Below are 15,575 nucleotides of genomic sequence, written 5' to 3'. Positions count from 1 at the left end.
TCTTTTGCGTAACATATTCTAAGTATTACCATATAACACAATACCATACTATACTACGCATTGCAACAGAACTGGAGCGGACTAGAACAGAGAAAGCTGATTGGAATCAGGCATTCCCTCTAAACATCCATGCTCATCTAAATGTTCTAATACCGTCTTTGTTAACTTACTTCGTTGCTGCAGATCTTCTTTTGAAAGGAATTCTCCATTCCCTCTTGCTTTTACAATATTAAGTGCAGCATTTGTCCCCACACCAGTCATTGCATTAAATGGAGGCAAGAGAGAATTTTCCTCCACAATAAACTCCGTTGCACTAGAACGATACAAATCAACTTTTTGGAATGAAAATCCTCTTTCACACATTTCTAACGCAAGTTCAAGAACGGTGAGTACAGATTTCTCTTTAGGAGAAGCATCCAATCCTTTTGCATTAATTTCTTGTACTTTTGCTTTTATAGCAGCTGGTCCTTTAATCATTGTATCTAAATCAAAATCATCAGCACGTACAGTAAAATAAGAAGCATAATACAAAATAGGGTGATGAACTTTAAAATACGCAATTCGAACAGCCATTAAAACGTAAGCTGCCGCATGGGCTTTCGGGAACATATATTTTATTTTTAAGCATGAACCGATGTACCAATCAGGAACTTCATGCTTTTTCATTTCATCAATCCACTCTGGTTGAAGACCTTTCCCTTTTCGAACAAACTCCATTATTTTAAAAGCTAAAGAAGGCTCAAGTCCCTTGTATATCAAGTAAACCATTATATCGTCACGACAGCCAATCACGTCTTTTAATTCACACGTGCCATTATAAATAAGTTCATTCGCATTATTCAACCAAACATCCGTACCATGAGATAAACCAGAAATCTGAACTAGTTCAGAAAATGTACTTGGTTTTGTTTCCTCAAGCATTTGACGAACAAACCTTGTACCAAACTCAGGGATACCAAGTGTCCCTGTCTTACACATGATTTGTTCTTCTGTTACTCCTAATACATCTGGACCGCTAAAGATCTTCATTACTTCAGGATCATCAGTTGGAATGGTTTTCGGGTCAATTCCACTTAGATCTTGAAGCATACGGATAACTGTCGGGTCATCGTGACCAAGGATATCTAGTTTTAATAAATTATCGTGAATCGAATGGAAATCAAAATGCGTTGTCTTCCACTCTGAATTCTTATCATCTGCAGGAAACTGGATTGGGGAAAAATCATGTATGTCCATATAATCAGGAACAACAATAATCCCACCAGGATGTTGTCCCGTCGTTCGCTTTACTCCTGTACAGCCCGAAACGAGACGATCAATTTCAGCCCCTCTCATATGAAGGTCATGGTCACCTTGATACCCTTTGACATAACCGTAGGCTGTTTTCTCAGCAACGGTACCAATTGTCCCTGCACGATATACGTACTCTTCACCGAATAATTCCTTTGTATAATGGTGGGCACGTGGCTGATATTCCCCAGAGAAATTCAAATCGATATCGGGAACCTTATCTCCTTTGAAGCCTAAAAACGTTTCAAACGGGATATCTTGTCCATCTTTTATATAAGCTGTTCCACATTCAGGGCAATCTTTATCAGGCAAGTCGAATCCTGAACCGACAGACCCATCATCAAAGAAATGAGAGTGGTGGCAGTTAGGACACACGTAATGCGGTGGGAGTGGGTTAACCTCCGTAATTTCAGTTAATGTAGCGACTAATGAAGAACCTACTGACCCCCGAGAACCTACTAAATAGCCATCAATTAATGACTTTTTAACAAGTTTGTGTGAAATTAAATAAATAACTGCAAACCCATGACCAATAATGCTCTTAAGCTCTTTCTCAATTCGAGCTTCTACAATTTCTGGCAAATCTTCTCCATAGATACTTTTTGCCATGCTATAACTCATTTCCCTAATCTCATCATCCGCCCCTTCAATCTTAGGCGTATATAAATCATCTGGAATCGGTTGAATTTCTTCGATTAAATTGGCAACCTTTTGCGTATTTGTGACGACGACTTCTTTCGCCTTCTCGTTACCTAAAAAAGCAAAAGCTTCTAACATTTCATCAGTCGTACGGAAATGCACTTCAGGCAATGTTTGTTTATTAAGAGGGTTAGCTCCACCTTGTGACGCAATTAATATTTTGCGGTAAATATAATCTTCTTTGTGTAAATAATGGGCATTGCCTGTTGCAACAACTGGCTTGTCTAACTTTTCCCCAAGCTTAACTATATTCGAGACAATTTCCTCTAATGCCGCATCATTTTTTACTAACTCTTTCTCTATTAAATGTTGATACGTCGCCAGAGGCTGAATTTCAATATAATCATAGAATTTGGCAATTTCTTCTACCTCATCCGCTGACTTTTGCATCATTCCTTCAAAAACCTCACCTTTATCACAGGCTGAACCAATTAACAAACCATTACGGTGCTTTTGCAGCTGAGATCTTGGGATTCTAGGTGTCCGGAAGAAATACTCTAAGTGCGACATGGACACAAGTTGATAAAGATTTTTCAACCCTTCTTGCGTTTGCGCTAAAATTGTACAATGAGCAGGGCGCTGACGATGGAAATTCCCTTGTCCCATATGTTCATTTAATTGATCATGATACGTTATCTCACGTTCATTGGCATCTTTCACCATTTTCCATAACAAATATCCCGTTGCTTCAGCATCATAAATGGCTCGGTGATGGCTGACGAGTTCAATATCAAACTTTTTACAGAGCGTATTAAGTCGATGATTTTTCAGCTCTGGGTATAGAAAACGACCTAATTCTAACGTATCAATAACTGGATTCATCGCTTCGCCTAGACCAATTTTCTGATAACCGACGTTTAGAAAGCCCATATCAAAACTAGCATTATGAGCAACTAAAATTCCATCACCGACAAATTCTTTAAAATCACGAAGAACATCAGCAACTTCTGGCTGACCTTTAACCATATCGTCTGTGATTCCAGTTAGTTCAATAATTGTATTCGTTAACGGTTCGTGTGGATCTGCGAAAGATTCAAACCTGTCAATGATTTCCCCGCCTTTAATTTTGACAGCAGCAAGTTCAATAATCGTGTTATAAACAGCTGATAAGCCTGTCGTTTCAACATCAAATACAATGTATTCATCTTCCATTAATAAACGGTGAGCTTCGTTATAGGCAATTGGTACACCATCATCTACCAAATTCGCTTCGATACCATACAATACTTTAATTCCGTGCTTTTTCCCCGATGAATAAGCTTCTGGAAAAGATTGTACAACCCCATGATCCGTAATAGCGACGGCCGGGTGACCCCATTTAGCCGCTTGTTCTACATATCTTCCTGCAGAAACAATGCCGTCCATTTGACTCATCGTTGTATGCAAATGAAGTTCAACTCGTTTCTCATCCTCTGCTGCAGAGTCGATTCGTTCAACAGGATTTAGTTGGTTTACATCATTTCCGATCATCACTAAATCACGTACAAATGTATCATTTTGAATACCACCACGTACTTTTACCCACATGCCTTTTTTAATAGCTTGTAGAAGCGGGACATCTTCCTTGTCTCTTGAAAACATTTTAACAAGGATCGAATCTGTGTAATCAGTAATTTTAAAGGTTAATAACGTTCGTCCACTTCTTAGCTCCCTAGTTTCTGCATCAAATACGTAACCCTGTACAGTGACTCGTCGTTCCTCATCTATAATTGCCTCTAGTGGCATAGGCTCGTCTTTAATAGGATAACCAATGACTAACGGCTTTCCACTAAGCTCTTTTTCAGCTTGCTGTTCGTTTTTCTTCTTCTCTAAAATTGCTTCGACCACTTTTGAATGATCTTCTTGCTCTCGCTGCTCAACAAACTTCTCAAACTCTTGTTTTGATTCATGAATATGCGTATCAATATTGACAGGCGGTAAACTAAGTTGAGCAAGTGTTGTTTGAAAGGGCTCGGATAGTTTTCTTTTTAATGCAACAGCTTCTGTCTCATTCCGCACTTGAATAACAAGCCTTTTCCCATCATACTTTGGTGTTTGCTTTTTCAATAATTCACGAATCCCTTCCGAGATTTGAGATAATTTTGAAATGATTAGCGGCCAATAATCAATCCACTCGGGCTCCTCCAATTGAAGGCGTTGGTAATGAAATGTAAAAGTAGCAGCGGCTATATGTTCAAACGTTACTTTTAATCTCTCAGCAAATAATTCATAAACTTGAGCTGGTACTACAACAGGTACTTCAATATGAAAATGCCACGCTCTTTTTTCCTTCGAGATCACTAACTTTCTAATTAGGGCCTCTTTAAAATGTGTATTAACTAATTGGTCGGGCATTTGTAATTGTTGGAGAAGTAACTGAAGTCGTTCCTTACGTATTTGTTCATCTTGTGACATCCAAACAACCTCCCCGCTCTTTATATCTTATCTCTATTTTAATTTGATTTTTTCTACATGAAAAGAGATGGTACCTCATTGACATGAGATACCATTTTAACATAAATATATAACAGTAGGTTACTTACTTTGCAGCTTTTTTAACGTTTCAAGTAAGTCAGAGACATGGACTTCAATCATTTCCCCACTCTTTCTTATTTTCAACTCAACAATCCCTTCAGAAGCTTTCTTACCAACACCCACTCGGATTGGTAAACCTAGTAAATCAGAATCTTTAAATTTCACCCCTGCTCGTTCAGGGCGATCATCAAATAATACATCATAGCGTTCCTGTTTTAATGTTTGATATAGCTCTTCCCCAAGATTTTTTTGATCTTCATCTTTTACATTTATCGTAACTAGATGTAAATCAAATGGAGCAACAGAGGCTGGCCATACAATTCCATTCTCATCATGATGTTGTTCAACAATAGCAGCCACTGTTCTAGATACACCGATACCGTAACAACCCATAATCATTGTTTGTGTCTTGCCATTTTCATCTAAGTACGTTGCGCCAAGAGCCTCGCTATACTTTGTACCAAGTTTAAACACATGGCCCACTTCGATACCCTTTGCAAATTGAATCGTCCCTTTTCCATCAGGAGATGGATCCCCTTCTTGAATAAGGCGTAGATCTTCATATTGTGTAACTTGAAAATCTCGACCTGGATTAACATGTTTAAAGTGCTTATCCTTCTCATTTGCACCGCATACACCGTTTGTAACAAATTCAATAGCGTGATCAGCAATGATCTTCACTGAACTAGGTACTCCAATTGGCCCAATATATCCTGTTTCGCACCCTAAAATATTAGCTGTTTGTTCGGGAGTAGCTAATTCTACTGCTGCTTTTCCAAAGACATTGCCTACTTTGATCTCATTTACTTCATGATCTCCACGTACTAAAACAAGCACTGGTTCTTCGTTCACAATGAAAAGAAGGGATTTTATTGTCTCACTTGAATTTACATTTAAAAACGATGTAAGTTCAGTAATCGTTTTCGTATTCGGTGTATCAATCTTTTCAAGCTCTAACGGCTCTGTAGATGATTTCTCATACCTCACGTGTACAGGAGCAATTTCAATGTTTGCTGCGAAATCTGATTGATTGGAATATGCAATCGTGTCTTCACCAATTTCACTAAGAACCATAAACTCATGAGTGTCCGTACCGCCAATTGCTCCAGAATCAGCCTCAACCGCACGAAAATCAAGCTCGCAACGCGAGAAGATATTTTGGTAAGCAGAATACATATCTTGATAACTTTTATCAAGCCCTTCTTGTGATGTATCAAAAGAATATGCATCCTTCATAATAAATTCACGAGAACGCAGTACACCAAATCTCGGTCTTCTTTCATCACGATATTTCGTTTGTATTTGATATAAGTTCATCGGAAGCTTTTTATAAGATTTCACATCGTCACGAACGAGAGTTGTAATAACTTCTTCATGAGTCGCACCAAGAACGAAGTCACGCTCATGTCGGTCTTTCAACCTCATAAGTTCTGGGCCATAATCACCTAAACGACCAGATTCTTCCCACAGTTCAGCAGGCTGAATAGCTGGCATAAGCACTTCTTGTCCCCCAGCTTCGTCCATTTCACTCCGAATGATTTCTTCAACTTTCCTAAGTACTTTCTTCCCTAAAGGCAAGTATGAATATATTCCAGAAGCCGTTTGGCGAATCAGTCCTGATCTTAGCATAAGCTGATGGCTTTTTATTTCTGCATCAGCTGGTACATCCCGTAATGTAGGTGTTAAATAATTCCTTTGTCTCATTTTTTAAGTCCTTTCCCACTTGTCATTTCACTTACATGAAAAATTTATTAATATCGTTCCATGTTACAACAATCATTAATAGCATGAGTAAAGCAAATCCAATAAAGTGAACTAGTCCTTCTTTTTGTGGATCCATCGGCTTTCCTCTTATTGCTTCAAGCCCAATAAAGATTAGACGTCCACCGTCCATTGCAGGTATAGGGAGTAAATTAATAATTCCTAAGTTAACACTTAGTGCAGCTGCCCATTGCATTAACACAAAGATCCCCATCGCCGCAGCTTCCCCTGTGTAATTGTATATGCCAACAGGACCGGCTACATAATCTAATGAAAAGTTCCCAGTTACGATCATGCCAAGTACTTCAAAAATCATCGTCATAAACATATACGTTTGCGTAAACCCGAAAACAATCGAACCCATTAACGAAAATTCAGTTGGCCTAGCAATACCAACAAACCCTTCTGGATCACCAAATTGTCCCACTCTTTCATCAGGTGTTACGGGAATTGTTAGCGATTGACCATTACGTTCTACTTCAAAAACAATGGACTCATTCGGATGTTGCTGAATAATAGCTGTCATCTCTTCCCAATTATCAATTGGTTGACCCTCTATCGCTAAAACCTGATCTCCTTCTTGTAAGCCAGCTTCAAGAGCTGCACTATCTGGCGTGACGTCACCAATACGTGCTTCATCTACAGGCATCCCTTGGAACAATGCAAAGGCAATCAAAATAGCTACAGCTAAAATGAAATTCATCATTGGCCCAGCGAAAATAGCTAATGCACGTTGACCTACTGTTTTAGATCCAAATTGACGATGCCAAGGAGCAATTTGTGTCTCTTGTTCATCTTGCACAAGTGCTGCTTGTTCATCAACTTGATATTGAATTCTTTCCCCTTCGTCGTTATATGCCTCTATAATAAGCTTATGTTCTAAATCTATTTTTTCTACCTGTACGACAAGTGCTTCAGGATGTTTAGACTTGTTATTAACAATTATTTTACTAACTTTTCTTGCAGCATTAAAAACAAGACCTATTTCATAACCTGGCTTAATATCAATCATTTCAGGATCTTCGCCAGCCATTCGAACAAAGCCACCTATAGGCAGCAGACGAATGGTATACACTGTTTCATTACGTTTAAAAGAAAAAATCTTAGGTCCAAACCCAATAGCAAACTCCCGACATAAAATACCCGCCCGTTTGGCAAAGTATAAATGCCCCCATTCGTGAATGAAAACAAGTAGTCCAAAAATAATTATGACTGATATTAACGTATTCATCAGTTAATCGTCCACCTTTCTTATTTGATGGTAGAGTGGATAAACGCCCTCGTCTCGGCATCAACTTTTATTATTTCTTCTAATGTGGGCTGGTTAATTACGGTATGTTCTTCAAGAGCTTTCTCAATTACATGCTCAATTTCTAAGAAAGATATACGTCCCTCTAAAAAGCATGCAACAGCTACCTCATTTGCAGCATTTAAGACCGTTGGCATCGTTCCCCCAGCCTTCCCTGCTTCATATGCAAACCTCATACAGCGAAATCTATCCATATCTAACTTTTTGAAATGTAAAGAACCGATTTCCCAGAGGTGTAGTCGTTCATTTGATATAGAATCAAACCGTTCTGGGTATGTTAACGCATATTGAATAGGTACACGCATATCGGGAGTTCCTAGTTGGGCAATCACGCTTCCATCTATGTACTCAACCATTGAATGAATAATACTTTCTTTATGTAAGACAACATCAATCTTCTCATATGGAATATTAAATAGCCAGTGCGCTTCAATAACCTCTAACCCTTTATTCATCATCGTGGCTGAATCAATTGTAATTTTTGCCCCCATTGACCAATTAGGATGATTTAGAGCTTCCGAAACAGTAACACCTTTTAATTCATTACGTGATCTATCTCGGAAACTCCCACCAGAAGCTGTTAATATTAAGCGATCTACTTCATTAATATTTTCTCCATTTAATGCTTGAAAAATTGCTGAGTGCTCACTATCCACTGGAATCAGTGAGACATTATGGCGGCTCGCAGCATCAGTAACAATGTGCCCTGCTGTAACCAATGTTTCTTTATTAGCTATGGCTATTGTCTTTCCTGCCTGAATGGCAGCAAGTGTCGGCGACAAGCCCACACTGCCAAGAACGGCATTAACGAGTATATCAGAGTCTGGTGTCGTTGCAACTTCCACCAACCCTTCTGTTCCATAAACAACCTTCGTCTCTTGAGGAACATTATGAATTAGTTTATCATAATCCTCCTTCGATTGTACTGACAAAAGTGCTGGAGCAAATTCATGAACTTGTTGTAACGCAAGATCTATATTTCTTCCCACTGACATCGACTCTAATGAAAAATGTTGTGGATGTTTACGAATCACATCTAATGTTTGTGTTCCGATTGAACCCGTAGCCCCTAACAAACTTATACGCTTCACATTTTCACCTACTATTTTAAAATCATTTCCCTTTTTTCTTTCTTAGATTAGCTGAAGCAAGTGTAAGATTGGCATAACATATATCAAACTGTCAAACCGATCTAAAATCCCTCCATGTCCTGGTAGAACATTGCCTGAATCCTTTACAGAATAATGCCTTTTTAACGCAGATTCAACTAAATCGCCCAATTGGCCGAATACTGAAGCAACAATAATTACGAATAGTGCCGTAATATAACTAGGGAAGATTGGAAAATAAAAATAAAAGGCAGATCCTATAATAACAGCAGCTATTATGCCGCCTACTGACCCTTCAATTGTTTTCTTAGGACTGATATCTGGCCACAATTTATTTCTCCCAAACTTACGCCCAACAAAATAAGCACCTGAATCGGTTGTCCAAATGATAAGCAAAACAAAAAACACAAGATACAATCCATAATCCGGTATTTCTCTTGTCATAATTAAGTAATGAAAGCCAAAACCGACATATACAGATGACAGTATGACAAAACCAACTTGATCAAATGTAAACGTATTTTTCGTTATAACTGTAAACATAAGCAAAACTAATATAACAAAAATAAAAATTTCTACTTTTGTAAAATGTGACGGAACAACTTGTTCAAACCAGTTTGTCGGAACTAGTAGTAACCACATCGATAAAAGACTAATGAGCCCCATAACCGAAATAGGAGCGATTCTTTTCATCCTCAACAATTCAATCATAGCTACCGACGCTAAGATTGAAATAAACAGGGAGAAAATCCACCCACCAAGCAAAACCATCGTAACGAAAACAGCTCCACCTATTATTCCCGTAACAATTCTCTGTTTCATATTACTTCGCCCCTTTAAACGCCACCGTATCTCCGCGCTCTTTTTTGATAAACGGAAATGGCTTCTACTAGGTGCTGCTCGTTAAAATCTGGCCATAGAACATCTGTAAACCAAAACTCACTATACGCCACTTGCCAAAGCATAAAATTACTAAGTCGTAGTTCTCCACTAGTACGAATTAGAAGATCTGGGTCACGCAACTCTGCAGTCATAAGGTGCTCCGTTAGAACAGACTCATCAATTTCAGAGGCTTGCAATGATCCCCTTTCAACTTGCTGTGCAATCTCTTTTACAGCATTCATAAGTTCATAACGGCTTCCGTAATTAAGAGCAAAATTTAAAACCAGTCCCGTGTTGTTTTCTGTATCTTTTACCGCTTTTGCAACAGCTTTCTTTGTATGCTCTGGTAATTTATCAATACTCCCCATTAAACGCACTTTCACATTTTTTTCTATTAAAGTTGGTAATTCTTTATTAAGAAAACGTTCAGGCAACTTTAATAAATAGTCAACTTCCGTCTTGGGCCGTTTCCAGTTTTCTGTTGAAAATGCGTATAATGTTAAGATCTCAATACCAAGATCGTCAGCTTTACGAACGATTTTGTTAATGACTTTCATACCTTCTCGATGTCCAGCTATACGTGGCAAGCCTTTCTGCTTTGCCCAGCGTCCATTTCCATCCATTATAATAGCTATGTGTTTAGGGACATTTATATCATCTATATCTTTGCTTTTTTCTTGCGATGATATAGTTGATTTCCATTTTGATAACTTTTCAAGCATGTTTGCGCCCTCCATCTATGTAAGCAGCAGGTTCATCTTCATTTAGCTTTGCCTTTTTTTCGAAGACTCATAACCACTAAGAAAGTGTAAAAAACCCCCTAGAATAAAAGAGGGTCTTTTACTATGTCTATTTTACATGGAACTTGCTTACACTTCCATGATTTCTTTTTCTTTCTTTTCTGCTACCTCATCTACTTGCGCAATACTTTTATCAGTTAATTTTTGAACATCATCCGTACTGCGACGAAGCTCATCTTCAGTCATTTCGCCATCTTTTTGACGTTTCTTTAAATCGTCATTTGCATCACGACGAACATTACGTACGGCTACCTTTGCCTCTTCAGCCGCTTTTTTAACCAATTTAACAAGATCCTTACGACGCTCTTCCGTTAATGGCGGGATCTGAATACGGATTACTGTTCCATCATTTGAAGGAGTTAATCCAAGATCAGCCATTTGAATAGCACGTTCGATATTTGCAATCGATGATTTATCAAATGGTTGAATAGTAAGTAATCTAGCTTCAGGTACTGAAATCGTTGCTAGTTGATTAAGTGGTGTTTCAGCACCGTAATATTCTACTGTAACACGATCAAGTAACGCTGGATTCGCTCGCCCTGCTCTTAATTTAGCTAACTCGCGGTTTAAAGCTTCAATTGCTTTTACCATGCGTTGTTCCGCATCTTTTTTTACTTCAGCTGACATTATGAGTTCCCCCTAACTAATGTACCAATTTCTTCACCTAATACTGCTCGCTTAATATTTCCTTCTTCCATAATAGAGAAGACAATTAAAGGTATGTCATTATCCATACATAATGAAGAAGCTGTTGAATCCATTACTGCTAAACCTTCTTTTAGAACGTCCATGTAAGAAATTTTCGTGTATTTCTTCGCATTTGCATCAACTGATGGATCTGCACTATAAACGCCGTCCACTTTGTTTTTCGCCATTAAGATAACTTCAGCTTCAATTTCAGCAGCTCTTAGCGCAGCTGTAGTATCTGTTGAGAAATACGGATTCCCGGTTCCCGCAGCAAAAATAACAACACGTTTCTTTTCAAGGTGACGGATCGCCTTACGACGAATATACGGTTCAGCTACTTGTCGCATCTCTATCGATGTTTGTACACGTGTCTCACACCCGATATCCTCTAAGCTATCTTGCAAAGCTAATGAATTCATCACCGTTGCTAGCATTCCCATATAATCTGCTGTCGCACGGTCCATGCCCTTTGCACTTCCAGCCATCCCACGCCAAATGTTACCACCGCCGACAACAACAGCCACTTCTACTTGCAGTTCAACAATTTCTTTAATTTGTTTGGCTACAGATTGAATAACAATTGGGTCAATTCCATACCCTTGTTCTCCCGCTAATGCTTCACCACTTAGCTTTAATATTACTCGTTTATATGTTTGCATGAAAACCCTCCGACATGAGTTGAAGTTGTTGTATTCTCTCTGAAAAAAGGGACACACTGTGCCCCTACTCGCAAAAAATTACTTCTTAACTTGAGACATTACTTCTTCAGCGAAGTTATCTTCGCGTTTTTCCATGCCTTCTCCAACTTCATAACGGATAAAGCTTTTCACAGAAGCACCTTTGTTTTGAACGTATTTACCAACTTTTTGATCACCATCTTTAACAAATGCTTGATCTAGTAGACATACTTGCTCAAAATATTTAGAAAGGCGGCCTTCTACCATCTTTTCAACGATATTAGCTGGCTTTCCTTCGTTTAAAGCTTGTTGCGTTAACACTTCACGCTCACGTTCAACTTCCTCTTGTGAAACTTCATCACGAGAAACATATGCTGGATTGATTGCAGCTACGTGCATTGCAATATCTTTTGCAAGTTCAGCATCAGTTGATCCACCCACTACTGAAAGGACACCAATACGACCACCCATATGTAGGTACTCACCAAATACGTCTCCATCTTCTTTCTCTACAACTTCAAAGCGACGCAAAGAAATTTTTTCTCCAATTTTTGCAATAGAAGCATTGATGTATTCTTGAACAGATTGTCCATCTGCAAATGGTTGCTCTAGAGCTTCTTCAACAGATGCAGGAGTGTTAGAAATAAGGTGTGAAGCTAGGTCACCAACTAGTTTTTGGAAGTTCTCGTTTTTAGCTACGAAGTCTGTTTCAGAGTTAACTTCAACGATAACTGCTTTGTTTCCTTCAGACTTTACAAGAGCAAGACCTTCAGCCGCTACACGATCAGCTTTTTTTGCAGCACTTGCAATTCCTTTTTCACGAAGAAAATCTACCGCTTTCTCCATATCACCATTAGTTTCAGTTAATGCCTTCTTACAATCCATCATTCCTGCGCCTGTTTTTTCACGCAATTCTTTTACCATACTTGCTGTTACAGCCATTCAAAACGCCTCCTTAATAGTGTCAGTATGTACACGTACATGAACGTATAAACAAAAATTACTTGCAAAAAGTAATCAAATTTACAAAAAAAGATGGCAAAAGGGTAATCCCCCTTTACCACCCTTTTTTAGTAAATGAAATTAAGCTGTTGTTGTTTCTTCAACTTCAGTTGCTTCTTCTTCACCAGAAGTAGCTTCGATTACTGCATCTGCCATTTTACCTGTTAAAAGTTTAACAGCACGAATTGCATCATCGTTTCCTGGAATTACATAATCAATTTCATCAGGGTCACAGTTTGTATCTACAATCGCAACGATTGGAATGTTCAATTTATGAGCTTCCGCAATTGCAATGCGCTCTTTACGAGGATCAATAACAAAAAGTGCGTCAGGAATTCCTTGCATATCCTTGATACCGCCTAAGAACTTTTCTAAACGCTCCATTTCCTTTTTAAGAAGGATAACTTCTTTCTTAGGAAGAACATCGAATGTACCGTCTTCTTGCATCTTTTCAAGATTCTTAAGACGAGTAATACGCTTTTGGATTGTTTCAAAGTTCGTTAATGTACCACCTAACCAACGTTGGTTAATGAAGTACATACCACAACGCTCAGCTTCTTCTTTAACAGAATCTTGAGCTTGCTTTTTCGTACCAACGAAAAGGATTTTTCCTCCGTCAGCTGCTAAGTCACGTACAAAATTATACGCTTCCTCAACCTTTTTTACTGTCTTTTGTAAATCAATAATGTAAATACCGTTACGTTCTGTGAAGATGTAGCGATCCATCTTAGGGTTCCAACGACGAGTTTGGTGACCGAAGTGTACCCCAGCTTCTAGTAATTGCTTCATGGAGATTACTGCCACATCAAACACCTCCTTTAAAATTGGTTTTTTTTATCCTCCGCTCTCATCATCTCTATGCGACACTGAATAGTCAGCACCATCACATAAATTAGAGGGCGTGTGTGATTAACACCGTTGATTAATATATCATACCAAAAGCCTTGTTGCAAGCAAAATTAGACATTAACGATAAAATTTCAACATCAATTCTACTTCACCTTTTCCTAAGCCTAACTTTTTAGCAATTTGACTTGTGTCTAAGCCTTGATTTGATAGTGAGATCACTTTTGCTGTTTCTGACTGTTGATATACATCAGCTTCCGTATCTTCCTTTACAATTGGAGGGATATAGTCTTTGTATTTTGCCGTTTTGTCATCTATCAATTGTTTATGATTTTCATGTTTTTTTGGTGTTACATGTGAGGAAGGCTTAAGATTCGTTTCGAGTGTAGCTTTTTCTTTATGTTCTTTTAATTGCTTTACTAATTGCTCATTTTCTTCTTTCATTTCCGCTGTATAGGAAACTAGCAAATCCTCTATTTCGTTTTTTATTTGCTCATAGTTTTCTTTCGAACTATGTGGCTGCTGCCTCATAAGAGTTAGAATCCATAAAAATGTAAACGCATGAAGGAGCAAGCTAATGGTAACGAGTAAAGTCGTCATAGAATAATCCTTTCTCAACCAGAAAAGTCGATAAATCTCCCTTTAAAAGGATGTTTCCTTTGCTCCTCACAACTCTCATCCTCTTGGTGCTGCCGCTTTTCATGTTGTTGTTTGTTCTTTCCTTCTTTATTGAGCCTAGTTTTTTCATTAGACCCTGACTCATTTACTTGTTTTCTTTTCCGCAAGTCTTCTTCCTTTTGTTGTTGAGTCAATACATTTTGGCTCATTTGCCCACGCTGCTGTAATTGTTCTTGAATCTTTCCTGATTTTTGAGAAACAGGAAATGAACCTTGCACCTCTACCGGACGCATACTCATGAAATCAGCCTCCTTTTATTTTGATTTCGTTTTCAATTAGTGAAATAAAAGGTTGATGACAAATCGATACTAAGTTACGACGATACTTTCCAAATTGGATGTTAACGTTGGGATATATGACTCTGTTTCTTTTAACAAATCCGTGAAGTCCTTGATCAAGTTGGTTGTACGCTCAAGGATAGAAGCTTTCATTTTATCTCCTGATACTCTGACCTCATAATATTATTCCAAATCGTCCAACTTGATCTAATCCTTATCCGTTATTTAATAAGATTTCTTCATAGCTTGTTGAAGTTTGAACAATGATTTTGAGTGTATTTGTGAAATTCTAGACGTTGAAAGCTCGAGAATTTGCCCTATTTCCGTCAAGGTCAATTCTTCAAAATAAAACAAGCTAATAACCAAACGTTCTTTTTCAGGCAGTTCATTAATGACTTTAGCTAATTCTTTCTTTGTTTCTACATCGGTTGAATATTGTTCAGGTGTTTTAGCATCCTTATCCTCTATTTGCGAGGCATATGTTTCATTTTTGGAGGATTCTTGAGCTTGTTCATCAATTGAAAGGATATTTGAAGTAAAATATTCCGACATGACTTGTTCGACTTCTTCAGCCCCCATATTTAATTCATTGGCTATTTCACCACTAGTAACAAAACGCCCTTTCTGTTGCTCTAGCTTCTCTGTTGTCGATTCAATTTTTTTAATTTTATCCCTAGTAGACCGAGGGAGCCAATCTTCTTTTCTAAGACCATCTATAATCGCACCTCTAACCCGAAATGAAGCATATGTATCAAATTTCAGCTCTCTCTTTGGATCAAATTTCTCTAATGCATCGTACAACCCGATGAGACCATGACTTTTCAAATCTTCTGATCGAACACTCTTTGGAAGACCTGCAGAAATTCGCTGTACATGATAATTAACAAGGGGCATGTAACGACGAATTAACTCATCACAAGCAGTATGGCTTCTCTCTAAAATCCATTTATCCCAGAGTAATTGATCTTCTACTGTTGTTACATGTCCCATAATGTACCTCCATTAACGCAGATTGATTAAGAAAAAGAAATATGTATCGTCTT

The 15,575-nt window shown here is 38.2% G+C and carries 14 protein-coding genes; all 14 read right to left on the bottom strand.

The features are described 5' to 3' along the window. Window positions 1-81: 81 nt before the first annotated feature. Window positions 82-4,383 (bottom strand): PolC-type DNA polymerase III, encoded by a 4,302-nt coding sequence (locus tag MF646_RS05130; protein ID WP_250095422.1) that lies wholly within the window; start codon window positions 4,381-4,383, stop codon window positions 82-84. Between the two features lie 120 nt (window positions 4,384-4,503). Beyond that, a complete protein-coding gene (locus tag MF646_RS05125; RefSeq protein ID WP_250095421.1) occupies window positions 4,504-6,207 on the bottom strand; it encodes a proline--tRNA ligase in 1,704 nt (567 codons plus the stop codon). Window positions 6,208-6,238: 31 nt separating this feature from the next. Then, entirely contained in the window at window positions 6,239-7,495 is a 1,257-nt protein-coding gene (gene rseP, locus MF646_RS05120; RefSeq protein WP_250095420.1) for an RIP metalloprotease RseP, read from the bottom strand. Between the two features lie 20 nt (window positions 7,496-7,515). After that, a complete protein-coding gene (locus MF646_RS05115; protein WP_250095419.1) occupies window positions 7,516-8,664 on the bottom strand; it encodes a 1-deoxy-D-xylulose-5-phosphate reductoisomerase in 1,149 nt (382 codons plus the stop codon). Between the two features lie 42 nt (window positions 8,665-8,706). Further along, window positions 8,707-9,504 (bottom strand): phosphatidate cytidylyltransferase, encoded by a 798-nt coding sequence (locus tag MF646_RS05110; RefSeq protein WP_250095418.1) that lies wholly within the window; start codon window positions 9,502-9,504, stop codon window positions 8,707-8,709. A 14-nt stretch (window positions 9,505-9,518) separates the two neighbouring features. After that, window positions 9,519-10,286: an isoprenyl transferase gene (locus MF646_RS05105; RefSeq protein ID WP_250095417.1), complete on the bottom strand. Its 768-nt coding sequence runs from the start codon at window positions 10,284-10,286 to the stop codon at window positions 9,519-9,521. A 147-nt stretch (window positions 10,287-10,433) separates the two neighbouring features. Beyond that, window positions 10,434-10,991: a ribosome recycling factor gene (gene frr, locus MF646_RS05100; RefSeq protein ID WP_250095416.1), complete on the bottom strand. Its 558-nt coding sequence runs from the start codon at window positions 10,989-10,991 to the stop codon at window positions 10,434-10,436. Beyond that, window positions 10,991-11,710 carry a UMP kinase gene (gene pyrH, locus MF646_RS05095; RefSeq protein WP_034629591.1) on the bottom strand — a complete coding sequence of 240 codons (720 nt, stop codon included), beginning with the start codon at window positions 11,708-11,710 and terminating at the stop codon, window positions 10,991-10,993. The genes frr and pyrH overlap by 1 nt, the downstream gene beginning before the upstream one ends. Before the next feature lie 78 nt (window positions 11,711-11,788). After that, window positions 11,789-12,670, bottom strand: a complete 882-nt coding sequence (gene tsf, locus MF646_RS05090; protein ID WP_250095415.1) for a translation elongation factor Ts — start codon at window positions 12,668-12,670, stop codon at window positions 11,789-11,791. A 141-nt stretch (window positions 12,671-12,811) separates the two neighbouring features. After that, the gene (gene rpsB / locus MF646_RS05085; RefSeq protein ID WP_250095414.1) at window positions 12,812-13,534 is read right to left on the bottom strand and encodes a 30S ribosomal protein S2; all 723 of its coding nucleotides are present in this window, start codon (window positions 13,532-13,534) and stop codon (window positions 12,812-12,814) included. A 162-nt stretch (window positions 13,535-13,696) separates the two neighbouring features. Further along, the gene (locus MF646_RS05080) at window positions 13,697-14,176 is read right to left on the bottom strand and encodes a DUF6115 domain-containing protein (protein WP_250095413.1); all 480 of its coding nucleotides are present in this window, start codon (window positions 14,174-14,176) and stop codon (window positions 13,697-13,699) included. A 14-nt stretch (window positions 14,177-14,190) separates the two neighbouring features. After that, entirely contained in the window at window positions 14,191-14,493 is a 303-nt protein-coding gene (locus MF646_RS05075) for a hypothetical protein (RefSeq protein ID WP_250095412.1), read from the bottom strand. Window positions 14,494-14,562: 69 nt separating this feature from the next. After that, window positions 14,563-14,685: a hypothetical protein gene (locus MF646_RS23170; RefSeq protein ID WP_275980211.1), complete on the bottom strand. Its 123-nt coding sequence runs from the start codon at window positions 14,683-14,685 to the stop codon at window positions 14,563-14,565. A gap of 72 nt (window positions 14,686-14,757) precedes the next feature. Next, the gene (locus tag MF646_RS05070; protein WP_250095411.1) at window positions 14,758-15,522 is read right to left on the bottom strand and encodes a FliA/WhiG family RNA polymerase sigma factor; all 765 of its coding nucleotides are present in this window, start codon (window positions 15,520-15,522) and stop codon (window positions 14,758-14,760) included. Window positions 15,523-15,575: the final 53 nt, after the last annotated feature.

It is taken from the genome of Halalkalibacter alkaliphilus, from assembly GCF_023555415.1.
In the GTDB taxonomy this organism is placed as follows: domain Bacteria; phylum Bacillota; class Bacilli; order Bacillales; family Bacillaceae_D; genus Halalkalibacter; species Halalkalibacter alkaliphilus.
This window is presented reverse-complemented; position numbering and strand designations above follow the sequence as displayed.